21 protein-coding genes are annotated in these 21022 nt (G+C 43.8%); all 21 read left to right on the top strand.

The genetic code is table 11. The features are described from left to right. The first annotated feature begins 477 nt into the window (after positions 1-477). The 21 genes from ASC42_RS11630 (at position 478) to ASC42_RS11730 (ending at position 20980) form a co-directional block, all read left to right on the top strand. The gene (locus ASC42_RS11630; RefSeq protein WP_055441890.1) at positions 478-993 is read left to right on the top strand and encodes a YceD family protein; all 516 of its coding nucleotides are present in this window, start codon (positions 478-480) and stop codon (positions 991-993) included. A 63-nt stretch (positions 994-1056) separates the two neighbouring features. Beyond that, positions 1057-1230: a 50S ribosomal protein L32 gene (rpmF, locus tag ASC42_RS11635; protein WP_003395111.1), complete on the top strand. Its 174-nt coding sequence runs from the start codon at positions 1057-1059 to the stop codon at positions 1228-1230. A gap of 104 nt (positions 1231-1334) precedes the next feature. Beyond that, positions 1335-2087 carry an enoyl-CoA hydratase/isomerase family protein gene (locus ASC42_RS11640; RefSeq protein WP_055441891.1) on the top strand — a complete coding sequence of 251 codons (753 nt, stop codon included), beginning with the start codon at positions 1335-1337 and terminating at the stop codon, positions 2085-2087. A gap of 61 nt (positions 2088-2148) precedes the next feature. Then, positions 2149-2595, top strand: coding sequence for an RsfA family transcriptional regulator (locus ASC42_RS11645; protein ID WP_032101545.1), 447 nt, complete (start codon positions 2149-2151; stop codon positions 2593-2595). A gap of 68 nt (positions 2596-2663) precedes the next feature. Beyond that, positions 2664-3557: a 2-dehydropantoate 2-reductase gene (locus ASC42_RS11650; protein ID WP_055441892.1), complete on the top strand. Its 894-nt coding sequence runs from the start codon at positions 2664-2666 to the stop codon at positions 3555-3557. Continuing rightward, complete coding sequence (locus ASC42_RS11655) at positions 3554-3949, top strand: DUF3397 domain-containing protein (RefSeq protein ID WP_055441893.1); 396 nt, start codon at positions 3554-3556, stop codon at positions 3947-3949. Before ASC42_RS11650 ends, ASC42_RS11655 begins: the two co-directional genes overlap by 4 nt. A gap of 19 nt (positions 3950-3968) precedes the next feature. Then, positions 3969-5579 carry a bacillithiol biosynthesis cysteine-adding enzyme BshC gene (gene bshC, locus ASC42_RS11660; protein ID WP_055441894.1) on the top strand — a complete coding sequence of 537 codons (1611 nt, stop codon included), beginning with the start codon at positions 3969-3971 and terminating at the stop codon, positions 5577-5579. A 148-nt stretch (positions 5580-5727) separates the two neighbouring features. After that, the gene (gene rsmH / locus ASC42_RS11665) at positions 5728-6660 is read left to right on the top strand and encodes a 16S rRNA (cytosine(1402)-N(4))-methyltransferase RsmH (protein ID WP_055441895.1); all 933 of its coding nucleotides are present in this window, start codon (positions 5728-5730) and stop codon (positions 6658-6660) included. Between the two features lie 15 nt (positions 6661-6675). Continuing rightward, complete coding sequence (ftsL, locus tag ASC42_RS11670; RefSeq protein ID WP_082435729.1) at positions 6676-7038, top strand: cell division protein FtsL; 363 nt, start codon at positions 6676-6678, stop codon at positions 7036-7038. A 6-nt stretch (positions 7039-7044) separates the two neighbouring features. Further along, positions 7045-9222, top strand: a complete 2178-nt coding sequence (locus tag ASC42_RS11675; protein ID WP_055441896.1) for a penicillin-binding protein — start codon at positions 7045-7047, stop codon at positions 9220-9222. A gap of 64 nt (positions 9223-9286) precedes the next feature. Then, entirely contained in the window at positions 9287-11203 is a 1917-nt protein-coding gene (locus ASC42_RS11680) for a stage V sporulation protein D (RefSeq protein ID WP_055441897.1), read from the top strand. A gap of 65 nt (positions 11204-11268) precedes the next feature. After that, on the top strand, positions 11269-12735 hold the full coding sequence (locus ASC42_RS11685) for a UDP-N-acetylmuramoyl-L-alanyl-D-glutamate--2,6-diaminopimelate ligase (RefSeq protein WP_055441922.1): 1467 nt from the start codon (positions 11269-11271) through the stop codon (positions 12733-12735). 23 nt (positions 12736-12758) lie between these two features. Beyond that, the gene (gene mraY, locus ASC42_RS11690; protein ID WP_055441898.1) at positions 12759-13733 is read left to right on the top strand and encodes a phospho-N-acetylmuramoyl-pentapeptide-transferase; all 975 of its coding nucleotides are present in this window, start codon (positions 12759-12761) and stop codon (positions 13731-13733) included. Beyond that, a complete protein-coding gene (murD, locus tag ASC42_RS11695; protein ID WP_055441899.1) occupies positions 13733-15067 on the top strand; it encodes a UDP-N-acetylmuramoyl-L-alanine--D-glutamate ligase in 1335 nt (444 codons plus the stop codon). The genes mraY and murD overlap by 1 nt, the downstream gene beginning before the upstream one ends. 32 nt (positions 15068-15099) lie before the next feature. Next, entirely contained in the window at positions 15100-16200 is a 1101-nt protein-coding gene (spoVE, locus tag ASC42_RS11700) for a stage V sporulation protein E (RefSeq protein WP_141653529.1), read from the top strand. Positions 16201-16256: 56 nt separating this feature from the next. Continuing rightward, positions 16257-17348: an undecaprenyldiphospho-muramoylpentapeptide beta-N-acetylglucosaminyltransferase gene (gene murG, locus ASC42_RS11705; protein ID WP_055441900.1), complete on the top strand. Its 1092-nt coding sequence runs from the start codon at positions 16257-16259 to the stop codon at positions 17346-17348. Between the two features lie 40 nt (positions 17349-17388). Continuing rightward, positions 17389-18297 carry a UDP-N-acetylmuramate dehydrogenase gene (gene murB / locus ASC42_RS11710; RefSeq protein WP_055441901.1) on the top strand — a complete coding sequence of 303 codons (909 nt, stop codon included), beginning with the start codon at positions 17389-17391 and terminating at the stop codon, positions 18295-18297. Positions 18298-18428: 131 nt separating this feature from the next. Next, a complete protein-coding gene (locus ASC42_RS11715) occupies positions 18429-19211 on the top strand; it encodes a cell division protein FtsQ/DivIB (RefSeq protein ID WP_032101535.1) in 783 nt (260 codons plus the stop codon). Further along, positions 19174-19887, top strand: coding sequence for a DUF881 domain-containing protein (locus ASC42_RS11720; protein ID WP_082435730.1), 714 nt, complete (start codon positions 19174-19176; stop codon positions 19885-19887). The genes ASC42_RS11715 and ASC42_RS11720 overlap by 38 nt, the downstream gene beginning before the upstream one ends. An 11-nt stretch (positions 19888-19898) precedes the next feature. Then, complete coding sequence (locus ASC42_RS11725) at positions 19899-20615, top strand: DUF881 domain-containing protein (RefSeq protein WP_055441902.1); 717 nt, start codon at positions 19899-19901, stop codon at positions 20613-20615. Positions 20616-20620: 5 nt separating this feature from the next. Next, positions 20621-20980: a small basic family protein gene (locus tag ASC42_RS11730; RefSeq protein ID WP_055441925.1), complete on the top strand. Its 360-nt coding sequence runs from the start codon at positions 20621-20623 to the stop codon at positions 20978-20980. The last annotated feature ends 42 nt before the right edge of the window (positions 20981-21022 follow it).

The raw sequence follows: 21022 nt of genomic DNA on the forward strand, positions 1-21022 counted from the left end.
CGCGTTAGAAAAACGGGTACCGGTCGTCATCCCAGCGTTAGAGAGCCTTCCGCATATGCCGGCACGTTGGGCAAGGCTCATTGTCATGGCTCAAGAGATGTTGACCCAACAAGCCGCATCCTAAGGACGGATTCGGCGGAGCGTACCCTTGACCATCCGAACCTCGCCAAAGGTAAAATCAGGATAGGGCAAGGGCTGCTTTCCTATGCCCTTCTTTTCTGCCCTTGCCCTTACTGACCGTTTTTCTCCTTTGGCGAGTGTTGGTCAAGGGCGAATCCGATTCCACCATCCCCTTTATTTCCCTTCAAAAGGTAGCCCGTGATGACTTTTCATAGATTTTTTGACGCTACCCTTTTTTGTGTAAAACGTGATACAGTGAGTATAAGCTGATTATAATGGAAGTAGTGTAAAGAAAAAATATTGACAAAACCGTTGTTCAAACGTATAATTTTCTTTGTTGTCTTGAGGTGATTATCATTGAGATGGTCTATTCATCAGCTTCATCAGTTGCAACATAAAGGGTTGACGATTGACGAAATGGCCGATGTGTCCGAGCTAAAAGAAGTGGACGCTTCCATTCGCGACATTTCACCTGTTCGTATTCACGGACGGGCAGATGTGAGCGCGAAAAAGTTTACGTTTCACTTAACGATCGAAGGGACGATGCAACTCCCTTGTTCTCGTACGCTTGTAGATGTGTCGTATCCATTCGCAATCGAAAGCACAGAAACGTTTTTTTTGAACGATTATGATGCAACAGATGAAGAGTCGCATGTTGTTCAAGGGGATGCGATCGACTTAATGCCGATCGTCAAAGAACTCATTCTCCTTGAAGTGCCGATGCAAGTGTTTAGCGAGCAACCGGATCATCCCGATGCCGTTCCGCAATCCGGAAAAGGATGGACGGTCATTTCGGAAGAAGAATATGAAAACAAAATTGATCCGCGCCTTGCGAAGCTAGCAAAGTTTTTCGAAAACAACAATGAATCTTAAGGGAAGATCCGGAACTACACCGGCCTCCATATTCGCCTAAATCTCTTTAAGGAGGTGGAAATGATGGCAGTACCTTTTAGAAGAACATCGAAAATGAAAAAGAGACTACGTCGTACGCACTTCAAATTGCGCGTACCTGGTATGGTAGAATGCCCAAACTGCGGTGAAATGAAACTTGCTCATCGCGTATGTAAAGTTTGTGGAACATACAAAGGAAAAGACGTTGTAAACAAATAAGAAAAGCGCGGGGAATTGCCCTTGCGCTTTTCTTATTTTGAAGGGAAAAAAGCGCGCGGGAGCGAATAAAAAGGGCGTACATACAGTAAAGGGGAGAGGGGAAAATGATTGAAAAACAACATCATATCGTCTGGTTCACGATTTGTCGTCCGGCAAGACGAAATGCGATTGATTATGCAGTCATGGACGAACTCGAGCAAGCGCTTACGCTCGTTGAACACGACGATGATGCGAAAGTGCTCGTCATTACAGGTGAAGGAGAAGAGGCATTTTGTGCGGGCGGTGACTTGCAAGTGTTTCATCAACTCAAAACAAAAGAAGAAGCGCATGCGATGTTAGCGAAAATGGGTAACATTTTATATCGACTGTTGACGTTGCCAAAACTAACGGTTGCTTTAATCAATGGAACGGCTATTGGCGGAGGTTGTGAATTAGCGACAGCATGCGATTTTCGTTTTGCACGTGCTGGGGCGCGCCTTGGATTTGTGCAAGCGAATTTAGCGATCACAACTGGTTGGGGCGGCGCTGCGATGTTGTTTGAAAAAATGCCGTACGATAAAGCGCTCGATGTATTGTTGCGCGCGCAAACGATGACGGCGGAAGAAGCGGCGCATATCGGCTTCGTTCATCGCATTTTTCCTGACTCGTTGCGCGAACGATGTGAAAAAGAGTTAACGGACTATACGAATAAATCAACGGCCGTCTTGCGCGCTTACAAAGAAGCGGCGGTTGCACGTTGGAAAACAGAAGCATTTCGCCAACGTTTTTTCCTTGAAATTGAACGATGTGCATACTTATGGGAAAGCGACGAGCACAATGAAGCAGTACAATCATTTTTAGCCAAACGAAACAAATAATCGTCTATCTTCTCTATTAGCTGCATACTCATATAGTAAAATGCAGCGAGGAGGGATAGAAATGATGCGCCAAGATGCATGGACAGAGGAAGAAGATGTATTGCTTGCTGAAACGGTGTTAGCTTTTGTGAAGGAAGGTAGCACACAATTACGAGCGTTTGAAGAAGTAGGAAAAAAACTATCGCGAACGGCAGCAGCTTGTGGTTTTCGTTGGAACGCATACGTTCGCAAAAAATATGAAGAAGCGCTAGAGATGGCTAAACAACAAAGAAAAAAGAAAAAAGAGCAACAATCGCCCGAACGTGACATGACGTTACAAGATGTTATTTCCTTTTTACAAACGTTGCAACAACGTGGGGAAGGACAACAAGAAATTGAACAATTGCGTCAACAAGTACGAATGCTCGAAAAAGAAAAAGAAGAGCTTGAAAAGCAACTACAAGCGGTACAACAAGAATACCAAGCGGTCATGCACATTTTAGAGCGTGCACGCCAATTGTCTGTATAGTAGCTGATAGACGCCAGCTACTTTTTTTTATACAATAAAACATAGGAAAAAAAGAGGAGGATTGTTGGGTGCGCATCGGAATTATAGGGGGCGGAGCGGTCGGATTGTTGGCGGCGGCTTACTTTAGTAAAAAATATGATGTGACGATTTATACACGCCGATATGAGCAGGCAGAACAATTACGTACGCATGGGCTGACGGTCATGTATGGCAATGAGCGGACGACGCATCGTGTCCATGCTGAACCGTTCGTTCGAGCCATTGAAGAAGATGTGTTGTTTCTCGCGGTCAAACAATACGATGTAACAAACATATTAAACACGCGCATACATATGCTTCAAGCAAACGCCATGATGTTTTTGCAAAACGGCATGGGGCATGTACCGTATTTACCGCATTTGCCACATAAGCATATTGCGCTTGCTGTCGTTGAACATGGCGCCTTAAAAATCGATGATACGACCGTTTCGCATACCGGCATCGGACGAACGAAATGGAGCGTATGGCGAGGAGAGAAAGAAACGTTTTCATTTTTATCCGAAGTAGATGCGCGCTTTCTATTTGAATACGTTGACGATTGGGAAACGATGTTAATTGAAAAATTAATGGTCAATGTATGTATTAATCCACTTACCGCTTTATTGGGTGTTCCAAACGGCATGTTAGTGACACATGTGCCGTATCGACAAGCGATGGAACAATTGTTTCATGAAGTGGCGTCTATTTTTCAGCTTGAGCAACAGGAGCGCATATGGCGGCACATTCAAACGGTTTGTGAACAAACAGCCGCTAATCGCTCATCGATGTTGCGTGATATCGAGGCAGGGCGGAGAACCGAACTAGATGCGATTTTAGGCTATGTCATCGAGCGGGCGAATGAGCGACACGTTCCAGCCCCAATTAGCACGTTGTTATATGCGCTTGTGAAAGGGAGAGAACTAGAGGGGGAGAAGAAAAAGTGAAAGATGTACTCGCCTCTTTCATTGCAGTAATGATTGTTATGCCGTTTTTTTCGTTTTTTTTCATGTTTGTGCTTGCCAAAACCGTTTTTCGGCGAAAAGGAAAACGTGCGTTTCATTTTGCTGTGAACGGATCGACGATTTTTTTTATTTTTGCTGTTCACGTTTTATTACAAGCCATTTTTCAACGATCGTATATCGTTGAATTGCTCATTTTTTTTATTGTAACATTTATGATTGGAATGATTTTATATTGGAAAAAAACAGGGGATGTATCGTTACAACGAACGTTTAAGCTATATTGGAGAATGCAATTTTTATTATTTACAACCGCTTATATTGGATTGTTTATATATGGGATCATTCATCGTGCCGTGATCGCATTTTCATCATGAATGAGAAAGGAAGTTTACCATGGAAGTCATCGAGCTGTCATTGCCAGCAACGAACCGTTTAGCAACGGAATATATTGAAGGGACGTTTCCCGTTCACGAGGCGTTTCATCCTTGTTCGTTTGAAGAGCGTTTGCAAAAGTTACGAAAACGGACGTACTTACGCGATGCGCTCGTTCATCATTTGCTTGCGTATCATAAGCAGTTTCAGGCAAGCGATCAAACGATTGCAAATATTGAAAAATTGCGCCATCCTGACAGCGTTGTCGTCATTGGAGGACAACAAGCCGGCCTTTTCACTGGACCGCTATATACAATATATAAAATCATTTCTATTATTACATTAGCGAAACAGCAAGAACAACAGCTTGGCGTTCCTGTCGTTCCGGTGTTTTGGATGGCTTCTGAAGACCATGACATCGCAGAAATTAATTATGTGCATGTTGCTGAAGACGGCAAAGTAAAAAAATATGTATATTCCCCATTAGCGAAAGAAAAGCGAATGGCCGCCCACATTGAACTTAATGCAGACGAGCTAACGGAATGGGTTGATGATATATTAAAAACATATGGTGAAACAAATGTGACGAATGAGTTGCGGACATACATACATGAATGTATTGCAAAATCGAGAACGGTGGCGGAATTTTTTGCAAACGTTATTTTCACGTTGTTTGCCAAAGAAGGAATCGTCGTTGTCGATGCGGCTCATCCACAATTGCGAGCGATAGAGCGCGAATGGTTCATGACGCTCGCTCATGAACATGAGGCCATTACACACGCCCTTCAAAACCAACAGCAACATCTCGAACGACTAGGCTACAAAAAAGCGATTGATGTGACGCCGATGTGCGCGCATTTGTTTTACGATGACGGTCAACGTCGCTTGTTGTATTACGACGATACTCAACATTGTTTTTACACAAAAGATGGAGTGTACCGTTTCACACATGATGAACTAAGACAACGAATTGAAAGCGAACCGCAATCGTTTAGCAACAACGTCGTTACACGACCGCTCATGCAAGAATGGTTATTTCCGACGCTCGCTTTTATTGCCGGTCCCGGTGAAATCGCTTATTGGGCGGAGTTAAAACAAGTATTTGAACATTTCCAATGGCATATGCCGCCGATTGTACCGCGCCTTTCGGTTACGCTTGTTGAACGCCACATTGCTACGGATTTGGCGGATGTGCATATGACGGTAGAAGAAGCGTTAACGACTGGCACGAAGCGAGCGCTAGAGGAATGGATACGCAACAATCAACCAGCGGCATTTGATGAGACGTTTCGTGAAGCAAAAAAACAAATGGCACTTATTCACGAACAACTTCGCCAACTCGGCATGCAAGTGGATCCGCATCTGGAGGAAGTGATGTTGAAAAATGCCGAACGAATGGAGACACAAATCGATTATCTTCAACAATTGATTACACGTCGCATGTTACAAAAACATGACGTACATGTGCGTAAATATGAGCGTATTGAGCTGTCGCTGTGCCCGAACAATATGCCACAAGAACGCGTTTGGAACGTGCTTTACTATATGAATCGGTACGGTCTAGACTTTGTTGACCGTCTGCTTCATGTCGATTATCGTTGGAACGGCATGCATAAAATTGTATATATTTAACTATTTTCGTCGATAAAAAAATCCTGTCGCGTACAGGATTTTTTTTGTATACAATAGAATAGTTCGGAAGTAAGTAGTGAATTTTGTGAAATGATGGTACAATACAATTGCACTCATTTTTTACGTATTTTTTAGGTAGGTGACATCGTTGTTTCATCATGTAACGGTATTATTAAAAGAAACTGTTGACGGATTAAATGTTAAAAAAGATGGTACATATGTAGATTGTACGCTCGGCGGAGCTGGACATAGCGAATATTTATTATCGCAATTATCGCCAGAAGGACGATTGTTTGCTTTTGATCAAGATGATGTGGCGATTCGTCATGCACAACAAAAACTCGAACGATATAGCGGACAGTTTACAATCATTAAAAGTAACTTTCGCTATTTGAAACAACAGCTAGCGCTTTACGGTGTGCATGAAGTAGACGGCATTTTATTTGATCTCGGCGTATCATCACCGCAGTTAGATATGCCTGAACGCGGCTTTAGTTATCAACATGAGGCACCGCTCGACATGCGCATGGATCGCGACCAAACATTAACCGCATACGACGTTGTCAACACATGGCCATATGAGCAACTTGTGAAAATTTTTTTCCAATATGGCGAAGAAAAATTTTCAAAGGCGATTGCTCGTAAAATTGAGCAAGCGCGCAAGCAAAAGCCAATTGAAACGACAACGGAGCTTTCAGATATTATTAAAGAAGCGATTCCGGCACCAGCGCGTCGCACGGGAGGTCATCCGGCAAAACGCGTGTTTCAAGCGATTCGCATCGCGGTCAACGATGAATTGCGCGCGTTTGAAGAAGCGATTGAACAAGCGATCGATTTATTAAAGCCAGGGGGACGCATTAGCGTCATTACGTTCCATTCGCTTGAAGACCGCATTTGTAAGCTAGCGTTTAAACAAGCAAGTGAAACACCGCACTTGCCGCCAGGATTGCCGGTCATTCCAGATGAGTATAAACCGAAATTAAAAATGATTACAAAAAAACCGATCGTTCCGTCCGAAGAAGAATTGCAACGTAATCACCGCGCACGATCTGCAAAATTGCGCATCGCTGAAAAACTGTAAAAGGGGGAATGGTGTATGGCTGCTGTTCGCATGCAACAAAAAGTACAAAAAGTACAACAAGAACAACACGTTCAACGTGTACCGAGAAAAAAACCGAAACGGAACATACGTTGGACGGCTGGAGAGAAAATCGTATTTGTTTCGTTTCTTGCCTTTGCGCTATATAGTAGCGTCACGATCATCTCGAATCAATTTACAATTTATCATGTCAATAAAGAAGTGCAACAGTTGCAAACGAGCATTGAAGAGCAAGAAAAACGAAACCGTGATTTATATGTGCAAGTACAAGAGTTAAGCACATATGAACGTATTTTAGCGAAAGCGAAAGAGCTCGGCCTTACATTAAACGAAAATAACGTAAAAGTTGTGCAGGACTGATGCCAGATGAGAAAGCATAAACATACGCATAGAGGAGCAGCTATATGTTTCGGTTTTTTTAGCTTGCTCTTTTTTCTATTGTTTGGACGTTTCGTTTATTTACAAGCAACAGGTGTTGCGGACGGACAAGTGTTAGCGGTCGAGGCGCAAAAACGGTATTTAAAAAAACAAGTGCTTGAAGCGAAGCGCGGAACGATTTTTGATCGAGACGGGGAAATCATCGCTGAAGACATTCCTTCATATACAGTTGCCGCCATTCTCGATCCGGACATGCCACAACATGTGACCGATCCTGAAAAAACAGCACAAAAGTTGGCACCGCTATTAAAGATGGACGTGGCGGATGTTGAGCGCATTTTAAAAAGGAAAGCGAAGCAAGTCGAGTTCGGTCCGAACGGTCGAGGAATTACCCAAACGTTGAAGCAAAAAATTGAGGCGTTAGAGCTTCCGGGCATTACTTTCATACGTGACTCGAAACGATTTTACCCGAACGGCACATTTGCTTCGTACGTTGTCGGCTACGCACAAAAAGATGAAGCAACGAACGAAGTGGAAGGAAAAATGGGCATTGAAAAGCAGTTTAATGAGCAGCTGAAAGAAAAAGATGGACACGTTGCTTATGAAGGCGATCCACAAGGATTTAAACTCCCGTATGCAGACGAACAAATCGTCCCACCACAAAATGGAAATAATATTTATTTAACGATCGATAAACACATTCAAACGTTTTTAGAAGATGCGATGAACGCTGTTGAAAAACAATATGCACCGAAAAAAATGATCGCCATTGTTGCCGATCCGAAAACAGGGGCGATTTTAGCGATGAGCACGCGCCCAAGTTTTGATCCGAACAAACGAAACATTGAAAACTACTTTAACGATGCGATTTCTTATCCGTACGAGCCGGGATCGACAATGAAAATTTTTACGCTCGCTGCGGCGGTGAATGAAGGAGTATTTCAGCCGAATGAAACGTACCAGTCCGGTTCATATCAAGTCGGTTCTCATCGCGTTCGTGACCATAACAAAGTCGGTTGGGGGCAAATTACGTTTCTTGAAGGGGTGCAACGTTCATCAAACGTCGCATTCGCAAAAATTGTGCGCGAAAAATTAGGAGAAGATCGCTTTTTGCAATACTTACATCGTTTCCACTTTAATGAACCAACCGGCATTGAGTTGCCGGGTGAAAAAACCGGAAACATTTTATATCGTTATCCGATCGAAAAAGTGACGACAGGCTTTGGACAAGGGACGTCGGTCACACCAATTCAACAAGTTCAAGCAGCTACCGCCATCGCAAACGGTGGGAAAATGATGAAGCCGTACGTTGTCGATCGTATTGTCGATCCGGAAAGCGGAAAAACGGTCGTAAAACATGAACCGACTGTTGTCGATACGCCGATTTCAAAACAAACAGCCGAAAAAGTACTCGACATTTTAGAAACGGTCGTCACATCTGAAAAAGGAACAGGACGTCCGTATCAAATTGAAGGCTACCGCGTCGCAGGAAAAACCGGAACGGCGCAAATTCCAGATCCGAAAGGCGGGTATTTAACCGGTCATCAAAACTATATCTTTTCGTTTTTAGGAATGGCACCGCGTGAAAATCCGCGTTTAATTATGTATGTTGCGGTGCAACAACCAAACATTTCATATACGGAAACAGGAGCAGCTCCCGTATCCATGATTTTTAATTCTGTCATGAAAAGTAGTTTACAATATTTAAACATTCAACCGACGGTGGAGAAAAAACGAGTGAAAAAAGAAAAAAGCATTTCGCTGCCTTCCTATGTCGGTCAATCGGTTGAACAAGCTACGCAGTCATTGAAAAATCAAGGGTTACACGTAACGATCATCGGAAAAGGAACGAAAGTGCGTGCACAATTTCCGAAGGCAGGGGAACACGTCGTCGCCCCAGATCGCGTCTTGTTGCAAACGGACGGAAACGCCATGATGCCTGATGTCACAGGCTGGTCGCTGCGCGATGTCATGAAGCTTGCGGAACTGTTGCAGTTAAAGCCAAGCTTTATCGGCAATGGATACGTATTTAGGCAAAATATTACGCCGGGGGCAGTGATCAAACGAAACGACTATATCATTGTCGAGCTGGCGAAACCATCGGAAATCGATGAAAAGCAGCAAACCGAAACAGAACAACAAGAAGCAGACGGTCCGGTCGATTAGTTCTATATGAAACGGTACAAGCATATAGTGGAACGAGCCGAAACATATAAGGAGGTTCCGCTATATGCGTGCAGTAACTGTTCGAAAACGATTGACGGTCGTTTTGTTGATTGGATTTCTCATTTTTGCGATTATTGACATTCGTCTCGGTTATGTGCAATTTGTTTTAGGAGATATGTTAACAGAGCGGGCGAAAGATTTATGGAGTCGAAATATCCCATTTGAGCCAGAGCGTGGAGAAATCGTCGATCGCAACGGGGTGCCTTTAGCAACAAACATGAGTGCCCCATCTGTGCTCGTCGTCCCAAGACAAATTGAAAACCCATCGGAAGTAGCAAACGAGCTCGCGCGCATATTGCACATGCCGGTAGAAAAAGCATATAAACATGTGACGAAAAAAACATCAATTGAACGCATTCATCCAGAAGGGCGAAAAATTTCGAACGAGCAAGCGAAACAAATTCGCGACTTAGGGATGAAAGGAGTATACATCGCTGAAGATTCAAAACGGTATTATCCGTTCGGAAGTTATTTATCGCACGTGCTTGGCTTTGCCGGAATTGATAACCAAGGATTAATGGGGCTTGAGCTTTATTACGATAAACAATTGAGCGGCAAGCCAGGTTCCGTTCAATTTTATTCCGATGCAAAAGGGAAGCGCATGCCAGGGATGGCCGATGCGTATACGCCACCTGTCGATGGACTTGATTTAAAATTGACCATCGATACACGCGTCCAAACCATTTTAGAACGAGAACTGACGATTGCAGAGGCGACGTATCGCCCGGACGGAATTATTGCGATTGCGATGAATCCAAACAACGGTGAAATTTTAGGAATGGCAAGCCGTCCGACATTTGACCCCGCTGACTTTCAAAACGTGCCACCTGAAATTTTTAATCGCAATTTGCCTATTTGGAGCACGTACGAACCGGGATCAACGTTTAAAATTATTACGCTGGCTGCAGCTTTAGAGGAAAAAAAAGTTGATTTATTAAAAGAACATTTTTACGATCCAGGATATGTTAAAGTTGCTGGGGCGACGCTTCATTGTTGGAAACGTGGCGGCCATGGCGATCAAACGTTTCTTGAAGTCGTTCAAAACTCTTGCAACCCCGGATTTGTAGAGCTTGGTGACCGACTCGGTAAAGAAAAACTATTTGAATATATTCGTGCATTTGGCTTCGGTGAAAAAACGGGCATTGATTTACAAGGGGAAGGAAAAGGTATTTTGTTTCCACTTCATCGTGTCGGACCGGTCGAACAAGCAACGACCGCTTTCGGTCAAGGAGTAGCCGTCACGCCGATTCAACAAGTGGTGGCGGTCGCTGCTGCTGTAAATGGAGGTATTTTATACCAACCTTATATTGCAAAAGAGTGGCTTGATCCAGTCACAGGAGAAGTTATACAACGACAAACGCCAAAAGCAAAAAGAAGGGTTATTTCCGAGGAAACGTCAAAACAAATTCGTTATGCGCTCGAAAGCGTTGTAGCACAAGGAACAGGGAAGGGTGCGTTTGTCGATGGGTATCGTGTCGGTGGCAAAACCGGAACAGCCCAAAAAGCAAAAGACGGTCAATATTTAAAAGACAACCATATCGTTTCATTTATCGGCTTTGCGCCAGCGGATGATCCACAAATTGTTGTATATGTGGCGGTCGATAATCCGAAAGGGACAGTGCAATTTGGTGGCGTTGTGGCGGCACCGATTGTTGGAAATATTATGGAAGATAGCTTACGTGCACTCGGTGTGAAACCGCGTAAACAACAAATTGAAAAAGAAACGACGTGGCTCGATCCGCGCTATGTAGAAGTGCCAAATTTAATCGGTTTAACAAAAAAAGATTTGCAACAGCAGCTTTTTCACTTAAAATTAGATGGTAGTGGCGAAGGCGATACAGTCATTGAACAGGCGCCGAAGCCTGGAGTCAAAGTGAAAGAAGGAGCGACGATCCGGGTTTATTTTGGAACGAAACGGTAAAGCCTAGAGGAAGTATCCTCATGGCTTCTTTTTCTGTTTATATAAAGAAGAAAGGAACGATCGGTATGAAGTTACAAACGTTGCTTCAACATTTACATAGCTTTACCCCACTTACAACAGAAAATCCGACGATCACATCGATCGATATGGATTCAAGAGACGTACAGCAAGGTTCGTTATTTGTTTGTATCAAAGGATTTACAGTAGATGGACACGATTTTGCTGAACAAGCGGTCGCCCGCGGAGCCGTTGCAGTCGTGGCCGAAAAACCGCTCACATTGCCTGTGCCGGTCATTTACGTGAACGATAGCCGCCGTGCACTTGCTGTATTAGCCGATGCATTTTACGGTCAGCCGACGCATCAGCTGCATGTCATTGGTGTAACAGGAACAAACGGAAAAACGACGACGACACATTTCATTGAGCGCATATGCCGCCATGCTGGAAAAAAAACCGGGCTCATCGGCACGATTAACATGAAAATTGGTGATGAAACGTATGATGTAAAAAATACAACACCTGAATCGCTCGTTTTACAAAAAATGTTTCGTAAAATGGTTGACGCGCATGTGGACATTGTTGCGATGGAAGTATCATCTCACGCGCTACATATGGGAAGAGTACACGGATGTGACTTTGATGTCGCTGTGTTTACCAACTTAACGCAAGATCATTTAGACTACCATCAAACGATGGAGCATTATCGTTGGTCGAAAGGGTTATTGTTTGCGCAACTTGGCAATCGTTTCGATCATCAACGTCCGAAGTTTGCGATATTGAATGCGGACGATGCTGCCTCAGAAGAATATAAAAAAAGCACAGCAGCGACAGTTGTAACATACGGCATTCATCATCAAAGCGACATTATGGCGAAACATATTGAGATAACAACGAGTGGCACAACATTTCAACTTGTTACTCCGATCGAAACCGTACAAGTGAAAACGAAGCTCATCGGCATGTTTAATGTATATAATTTGTTAGCTGCGGTAGGCGCTTGTCTCGTCTCAAACATTCCGCTTCGTGCGATTGTGGAAGCCATTGCTGACATCGAAGGCGTTCCGGGGCGTTTTGAAGTCGTTAATGCCGGTCAGCCGTTTACCGTCATCGTCGATTACGCTCATACGCCAGATAGTTTAGAAAACGTATTGCAGACCATTCAACAGTTTGCCAAAAAGCGTATATTTGTCGTTGTCGGTTGCGGTGGAGACCGCGATCGGACGAAGCGACCATTGATGGCGCAAATCGCTGTTAAATATAGCGATGTCCCGATTTTTACGTCGGATAATCCGCGTTCAGAAGATCCGATGGCCATTTTAAACGACATGAAACAAGGGGTAGCTGAAGACGTTGTGTGCATTGTCGATCGAAAAGAGGCAATTACATATGCGATTGAGCAAGCCGAAAAAGACGATGTCGTTTTAATTGCGGGAAAAGGTCATGAGACGTATCAAATCATCGGGAAAGACGTGTTATATTTTGATGATCGTGTCGTCGCACGCGAAGCTATTCAACGAAGAACAGATCAATAGAAGATGAGGAAGGTGCAACGATCATGAACGAAAAAGTCATTTTGTTTACGGCAGGGCTTGCCTTTATGATTACGGTTGTGCTATCGCCAATTTTCATTCCATTTTTAAGGCGATTAAAATTCGGGCAAAGTATTCGTGAAGAAGGACCAAAATCCCATCAAAAAAAATCAGGCACGCCGACGATGGGCGGATTAATGATTTTATTGTCGCTCTCGATTACAACGTTTATGATGAGCGATGTATTTTTTGAACGAACGCCACAAACGTATTTACTGTTGTTTGTGACACTTGGCTACGGATTGCTCGGCTTTATTGACGACTTCATTAAAGTGGTCATGAAACGTAACCTTGGTTTAACGAGCAAGCAAAAACTAGCCGGACAACTATTGATTGCGCTCATCTTTTACTTTTTCTTTCAACATTACAGCATTTCAACGGTCGTCTCGATTCCTGGGACGGATATGTCTATAGACTTAGGCGTCGCTTATATTTTGCTTATTATTTTTATGCTTGTTGGCGGCTCCAATGCGGTCAATTTAACGGACGGCTTAGACGGGTTGCTAGCAGGAACAGCAGCGATTGCGTTTGGTGCATATGCTGTATTAGCTTGGAATCAAGGGCAATATGACATCGCCATTTTTAGCGTTGCTGTCGTTGGTGCCTTGCTCGGATTTCTCGTCTTTAACGCGCACCCTGCGAAAGTGTTTATGGGTGATACCGGTTCGCTTGCGCTTGGCGGGGCGATTGTCGCCATTGCGATTTTAACGAAACTTGAAATATTACTGGCGATTATCGGTGGCGTATTCGTCATTGAAACGTTATCGGTCATCATTCAAGTCATTTCGTTTAAAACGACAGGGAAACGTGTGTTTCGTATGAGTCCGTTGCACCATCATTACGAGTTAATCGGCTGGTCAGAGTGGCGCGTTGTCGCGACATTTTGGGCGGTCGGCTTATTGTTTGCCATTTTAGGAATTTATATTGAGGTGTGGGTATAATGTACAACGGAAAAAAAGTGTTTGTATTAGGTTTAGCAAAAAGTGGATGGGCAGCAGCAAAACGGCTTCGTGAGCTCGGTGCTGATGTTGTTGTCAACGATCGCAATGAACCGAGTGAGCAGGAAAAGCAAGAGTTAGAAGCGCTTGGCGTCCGTCTCGTATGTGGAGGTCATCCGCTTGAGTTGCTTGATGAGCCGTTTGATTTCGTCGTAAAAAATCCCGGCATTCCGTACTCCAATGCGCTCGTTCAAAAAGCGCTCGACAAACACATTCCGATTATTACGGAAGTCGAAATTGCGTATGAAACGTCAAAAGCTCCGATTATCGGCATTACAGGGTCAAACGGAAAAACGACGACGACGACCTTGATTTATCACATGTTGCAAGAAGCGAAACGGCGACCGCTCATTGCAGGAAATATCGGAACCGTTGCGTGCGAAGTTGCTAAACACGCGACAAAAGACGATGTCATCGTGATGGAATTATCTTCGTTTCAACTGCTCGGAACGATCCGTTTTCGTCCACACATCGCTGTGTTGTTAAACATTTTCGATGCGCATTTAGATTATCATGGGACGAAAGAAGCGTACGCAGAAGCGAAAGGAAACATTTTTAAAAATCAAACGGAAACGGACTATGCTGTCGTCAATGCGGATGATCCGATTGTCATGCAATTAGCGGAAAAAAGCCGCGCAAAAAAAGTGCCGTTTTCAGCAACTACACCATTATCGTACGGAGCAACGGTGAAAGAAGGCGCCATTTATTTTCATGACGAGCGAATCATCGACATTACCGACGTGGCGTTACGCGGAAAGCACAATCTCGAAAATATATTAGCCGCTGTTGCCGCAACGAAGCTCGCAGGTGCAGACAATGAAGCGATTCGCCGGGTATTGACGACGTTTACAGGCGTTCCTCATCGTTTGCAGTTTGTCGCTGAAATCAATGGGCGAAAATTTTACAATGATTCAAAAGCGACAAACATATTAGCGACACAAAAAGCGTTAAGCGCTTTTCATGAGCCGGTCATTTTGCTTGCCGGTGGATTAGATCGCGGCAACGAGTTTGATGAGTTACTTCCTTACTTTCAACATGTGAAAGCCGTCATTACGTTTGGACAGACGGCGCCAAAAATTGAACGCATCGCGCGCGAAGCAGGAATACAGCAAGTGAAACGTGTCGATAATGTGGAACAAGCAGCTTTTGCCGCATATGAATGGTCATCACCGGGCGATGTCATTTTACTTTCCCCAGCGTGTGCAAGTTGGGACCAATATAAAACTTTCGAACAACGTGGGGACATGTTTGTACATGCGGTGCATAAGCTTAAATAAGACGAATTTTAAGTAAATTGAGGTGTTCCGCATTGCATGGAAAAAAGTCTGCACCTGATTTTTTGTTAATGATTATCACGTTTTCGTTGTTGGCGATCGGGCTTGTTATGGTGTATAGCGCTAGCGCCATTTGGGCGGATTACAAGTTTCATGATTCGTTTTTCTTTGCTAAACGCCAACTATTGTTCGCAGGGGTTGGCATTGTTGCGATGTTTTTTTTCATGAACATCGACTATTGGACGTGGCGCACGTGGGCGAAAGTGTTGCTTATTGTTTGTTTTATACTTCTCGTTCTCGTCTTAATTCCAGGCATCGGCATGGTGCGCAACGGTTCACGCAGCTGGATTGGCGTTGGCGCATTTTCCATTCAGCCATCTGAATTTATGAAAATGGCGATGATCGCATTTTTAGCAAAATATTTATCTGAAAACCAAAAAAAAATCGCATCATTTAAACAAGGGTTACTTCCGTCTTTAACGCTCGTGTTTATTGCATTTGGTATGATTATGTTGCAACCGGATTTAGGGACGGGAACGGTCATGGTTGGCACGTGCATCGTCATGATTTTTGTCGCTGGCGCGCGCATGAGCCATTTCCTCGTCCTCGGTTTGCTCGGATTGGCAGGGTTTGCCGGACTTGTATTATCCGCTCCGTATCGTATTAAGCGCATTACGTCATTTTTAAATCCATGGGAAGATCCGCTAGGTAGCGGTTTTCAAATTATTCAATCGCTTTATGCGATCGGGCCGGGCGGGCTGTTTGGGCTTGGACTCGGGCAAAGCCGCCAAAAGTTTTTTTACTTGCCCGAGCCACAAACCGACTTTATTTTTGCTATTTTAGCAGAAGAACTCGGATTTATCGGCGGTTCGCTCGTGCTGCTTCTTTTCAGTTTATTGCTTTGGCGTGGCATTCGCATTGCCTTAGGGGCGCCTGATTTGTACGGCAGTTTTTTAGCTGTCGGCATCATTGCGATGGTCGCGATTCAAGTCATGATTAATATCGGAGTCGTGACCGGATTAATGCCGGTGACGGGCATTACATTGCCTTTTTTAAGCTATGGCGGTTCGTCATTGACGCTCATGCTTATGGCGATTGGTGTCTTGTTAAACATTAGCCGTTATGCGCGATATTAAAGGCTGACTTCACGGAAGTCAGCTTCTTCTGTTACTTTCGATGAGGGGGAAAAACGATGAAAATTGTAGTGAGTGGTGGCGGAACAGGAGGTCATATTTATCCTGCGCTTGCGTTTATTCATGAAGTAAAAAAACAACATCCAAACGTCGATGTATTATATATTGGGACAAAAAAAGGGTTAGAAAGCACGATCGTTCCAAGGGAAAACATCCCGTTTCATGCGATTGACATTAGTGGATTAAAACGTAGTCTTTCATTGGAAAACGTCAAAACGCTTGTGCGCTTTATAAAAAGTGTTCACGCATGCAAAAAACTGTTGAAACAATACAACCCAGACGTTGTGCTCGGCACAGGGGGATACGTATGCGGACCTGTCGTATATGCAGCAGCGAAATTAGGCATCCCGACGATCATTCATGAACAAAACAGTATCCCGGGATTGACGAATACGTTTTTAAGCCGTTATGCCGATAAAGTTGCCGTTTGCTTCGAAGAAACAAAGGAATATTTTCCAAACAAAAAAGTTGTATTAACAGGAAACCCGCGCGCGTCAGAAGTCGTAGGAAAAGACGGACGAGAAGCGAGACGGTCGCTCGGATTAGATGAACAGAAAAAGACGGTACTCATTGTCGGTGGCAGTCGCGGTGCCCGTCCGATCAATGAGGCGTTTTTACAAGTGCTTCATGAAGTCGAACAAAAACCGTATCAATTTTTATATGTTACAGGCGACGTTCATTATGATAAAGTAATAAAGGCAGTAGGAGATGTCGGCAATCCGCCAAATGTCATTATTCGTCCATTTATTCACAACATGCCGGAAGTGTTAGGTGGGGTCGATGTGATCGTTGCGCGTGCAGGTGCAACGACGCTGGCAGAAATTACAGCGCTTGGCATTCCGAGCATTTTAATTCCGAGCCCGTATGTGACAAATAATCACCAAGAAAAAAATGCCCGGGCGCTTGAGAAAAAAGGGGCAGCGATCGTTCGTTTAGAAAGCGAATTGACAGGTGTGCGTTTGCTTGACGATATCGACCGCATTTTGTTAGACGAACAGACGTTGACAAACATGAAAGAAGCGGCGTTTCGACTAGGTATTCGCGATGCAGCGGAACGTTTATATCGCGTCATGGTGGAGATGATTTCATAAATTGCATACGATATAGGAAAAAGGTAGAGGAGGTAAAACATTGGAAAAACTACGTGAAGAGCTCCTGCAAGCTAACGTTGGAACAGTGAAAGAAAACGAGCGTATGGCCAGTCATACAACAATTAAAATTGGCGGACCTGCTGACCTTTTCGTTGAGCCAAAAAATATAGATGGTTTAAAAAAGACGATGGAAATCGTCCGAAAATATGATGTACCTTGGCGTGCGATCGGTCGCGGTTCGAACTTACTCGTATTAGATGAAGGGATTGAAGGTGTTGTCATTAAACTTGGTGAAGGATTAGATGATTTATACATTCATGATACAGAAGTGACAGTTGGCGGAGGATATTCGCTCATTAAACTGGCGACCGTCATTAGTAAACAAGGATTGTCCGGCCTTGAGTTTGCGGGAGGCATTCCGGGAACGGTGGGCGGAGCGGTATATATGAACGCCGGCGCTCACGGTTCCGATATGTCGCGCATCGTGAAAAAAGCACAAATTTTGTTTGAGGACGGAACGATTGAATGGCTAACAAATGAAGAGATGGAATTTTCGTATCGTACGTCCGTCCTACAAACAAAGCGTAAAGGCATTTGCATCGCAGCCACGCTTGAAATGAAAAAAGGAAACCGCGATGAAATTGTGGCAGCGATGCAAAAAAATAAAGATTATCGCCGCGAAACACAACCGTGGAACTACCCGTGTGCGGGAAGTATCTTTCGCAACCCCCTTCCACAATACGCTGGTCAGTTAATTGAACAAGCGGGGCTAAAAGGATATACGATTGGCGGAGCAAAAATTTCTGAACAACATGCGAATTTTATCGTCAACGCAGGCGGAGCAACGGCAAAAGATGTACTTGAGCTCATCGATTATGTAAAAAAGACGATTCACAACTTGTATGGTGTATCATTGCAAACAGAAGTTGAAATTGTTGGACGGAAGTAATACATTTTCCCCATCCTAATTTTTTCTATATTATGCTATAATAGAAATAGAGACAACGAACTAACGGTTGCTCATATGCACCGTTAGTTTTCTTGTTATTTTGATTTGGTCCATCGACCGAGGTGGAGTGAATGGGAAAAGGAAAAGTTGTTGTTCTTGAAGAACGTGTACCAAAATTAAAAGAGCAGCGAAGACAACGTGCAAATCGCTTACTCATTGCATATATCGCTTTATTTTTTATGCTTTTGCTAGGCGTCGTTTATGCGCAGTCGCCACTAAGCAACGTTGCTGTCATCCACGTCGAAGGAAATCATCATATCGCTTCCGAAGATGTGATTCAATTAAGCGGCGTGACGAAAAAGACGAGCTTTTGGAAAGTAAAAAAAGCAGAAGTGGAACAACGGATTAAACAACATCCGGAAGTGGAAGAAGTACATGTAAAAAAACGAATCCCGAATCGCATTGATATTGTTGTCGTTGAACGAAAGCGGATCGCTTACATTTTGGACAAGCATTCCTTTTTGCCGATTTTAGATAACGGAAAAGTGCTGACGCATGCCAAACGAACGATTCCAAGCGATGCGCCGATTTTAGTCGGATGGAAAGAAGGGGAGGCTATTCAAGAAATGGCCACCCAATTGGCAAACACGCCAAGTTCGATTTTAAACCTCATCTCAGAAATTCATTATACCCCAAACTCATCGGATCAAAGGCATATTACTGTCTATATGAATGATGGCATAGAAGTGAGTGCTACCGTCGATCGTTTTGCGGAAAAAATTGTTCATTATCCTTCGATTGTCAGTCAGTTACAGCCAGGGGCAAAAGGCGTCCTTCATTTAGAGATGAGCACATATTTCAAACCATACGAAGCAGATGAAGGGAATGACAAAAACGATGAAAATAAACGGTAGCCATGTCATTTTATCGTTCGTTTGTTTAGTTTTAGGGTTTATGTTGGCATTCTCGTATCAACTGACGAAAAAAGAGACGGCCAATCGTCAGCTTGAACGCCAATGGAGTAAAGAATATGAGTATCGTCAACAGCTTATTGAACAGCAAGAACAAAATCAAAAGCTACAAGCAGAGTTGTTTAAAAAGCAACAACGCGTTCGAGAAATGGAAAAAGAATTAGCAAGCGAGGAGCGAGTTTATTTTAACCTTGTCGAAGATGCGGAACGATTGCGCATGTATCTTGGCAAAGTGAAAGTAAAAGGAAAAGGAGTAGAAGTCATGCTATCTGATGCTTCATACATCCCTTCCGAAGCGAACGCCACAAATTACATTGTTCACGAACAACATGTGTTTCAAGTTGTCAATGAACTATTGATTGCCGGGGCGTCTGCGATATCCATTAACGGTCAACGATTATCGCACCGATCGTATATCGTTTGCAACGGCCCGGTCATTGAAATAGATGGGATGCAACACCCCGCCCCGTTCGTTATTCAAGCGATTGGTGATCCGAACGTACTGATCCCTGCGTTAACGATCGCTGGTGGCGTCAAAGACCAACTAACGAGCGACCATATTGTTGTTGACATTGTAGAAAAATCGGAAATTACAATGGAACCGTTGATGCAAAAATAAGAGGAGGAGCGATGTTGACGCGAAAAACGACATGGCATTTTACGTTTGTCTCGCTTATTATCGGTTTCATGTTGGCGATCCAATTTCAAACGAGCCACGAACCAGATGTGCGCGACACACGTGACATATGGGAAATACGACAAGATTTAAAAAAAGAGCAAGAGTTACATAAACAACTGTTACATGAAATACGAAAATACGAAGAAACGTTAGAAAAATATGAGCAACAGCGTTCAGAAAATAAAGGAGCGATTCTTCGTCAAACGGTAGAGGAATTAAAAAAAGAAGCAGGGCTAACGGAAGTGGTCGGGGAGGGTGTCGTGCTTTATGTCGAACAAATGTATGATGAATCGTACGTCGGTCCGGTTAGCGATACAGTGTCTGCGGAGTTGCTTCGCCGGCTCATGAACGAATTAAATATGTATGGCGCTCAATATGTATCGATTGCTGATCAACGCATCGTCAACACGACGGTCATTCGCGACATTAACGGTGTGACGAAAGTGGATTCGTACCCGCTACGCTCTTTCCCTTTTGAAATTAAAGTGATTGCGGCAGACGCAGAAAAAATGTACAACCGGCTCAAAGCGTCGACGATTGCCGATGACTTTGCCCTTGAAAATTTACTTCTTACGATTTCAGAGCCACAACAACGTGTCGTCATTCCTCCATACGATGGGACGGTGCGCGTCAAACAAATGGAAGCAGTCGAAGATGCTAGGAGGTGAACATGATGTGGCTTCCGTTGCTCGGCCTTGTCGTTGGCATATTGCTCGGATTGTTGACGGATTGGCGCATTCCGAGCGAATATGCGAACTACTTATCCATCGCGGTGCTCGCAGCGTTTGATACGCTCATAGGCGGCATTCGTGCACATTTGCAAAATATTTACGATGAGCACGTATTTGTATCTGGATTTTTTTTTAATATTATTTTAGCAACAAGTTTAGCTTTTCTCGGTGTGCATCTTGGTGTAGACTTGTATTTAGCAGCTGTATTTGCGTTCGGTGTGCGCCTGTTTCAAAACATCGCTGTCATCCGCCGAATTTTGCTAACGAAATGGTTAGAAAGCCGTCAAAAAAATCGTTTATAAAAAAGGGAATGCTGTTCGAATGTGGAATATAGTGTTGATATA

Source organism: Anoxybacillus suryakundensis, assembly GCF_001418025.1.
Taxonomy (GTDB): Bacteria; Bacillota; Bacilli; order Bacillales; family Anoxybacillaceae; genus Anoxybacillus; species Anoxybacillus tengchongensis.

Coding starts and splice junctions, on each gene's coding strand:
- rpmF (WP_003395111.1), top strand. CDS start 1,057: ATGGCAGTACCTTTTAGAAGAACATCGAAAATGAAAAAGAGACTACGT.
- ASC42_RS11640 (WP_055441891.1), top strand. CDS start 1,335: ATGATTGAAAAACAACATCATATCGTCTGGTTCACGATTTGTCGTCCG.
- ASC42_RS11645 (WP_032101545.1), top strand. CDS start 2,149: ATGATGCGCCAAGATGCATGGACAGAGGAAGAAGATGTATTGCTTGCT.
- bshC (WP_055441894.1), top strand. CDS start 3,969: ATGGAAGTCATCGAGCTGTCATTGCCAGCAACGAACCGTTTAGCAACG.
- ftsL (WP_082435729.1), top strand. CDS start 6,676: ATGGCTGCTGTTCGCATGCAACAAAAAGTACAAAAAGTACAACAAGAA.
- ASC42_RS11675 (WP_055441896.1), top strand. CDS start 7,045: ATGAGAAAGCATAAACATACGCATAGAGGAGCAGCTATATGTTTCGGT.
- ASC42_RS11680 (WP_055441897.1), top strand. CDS start 9,287: ATGCGTGCAGTAACTGTTCGAAAACGATTGACGGTCGTTTTGTTGATT.
- ASC42_RS11685 (WP_055441922.1), top strand. CDS start 11,269: ATGAAGTTACAAACGTTGCTTCAACATTTACATAGCTTTACCCCACTT.
- mraY (WP_055441898.1), top strand. CDS start 12,759: ATGAACGAAAAAGTCATTTTGTTTACGGCAGGGCTTGCCTTTATGATT.
- murD (WP_055441899.1), top strand. CDS start 13,733: ATGTACAACGGAAAAAAAGTGTTTGTATTAGGTTTAGCAAAAAGTGGA.
- murG (WP_055441900.1), top strand. CDS start 16,257: ATGAAAATTGTAGTGAGTGGTGGCGGAACAGGAGGTCATATTTATCCT.
- ASC42_RS11715 (WP_032101535.1), top strand. CDS start 18,429: ATGGGAAAAGGAAAAGTTGTTGTTCTTGAAGAACGTGTACCAAAATTA.
- ASC42_RS11720 (WP_082435730.1), top strand. CDS start 19,174: ATGAAGGGAATGACAAAAACGATGAAAATAAACGGTAGCCATGTCATT.
- ASC42_RS11725 (WP_055441902.1), top strand. CDS start 19,899: ATGTTGACGCGAAAAACGACATGGCATTTTACGTTTGTCTCGCTTATT.
- ASC42_RS11730 (WP_055441925.1), top strand. CDS start 20,621: ATGTGGCTTCCGTTGCTCGGCCTTGTCGTTGGCATATTGCTCGGATTG.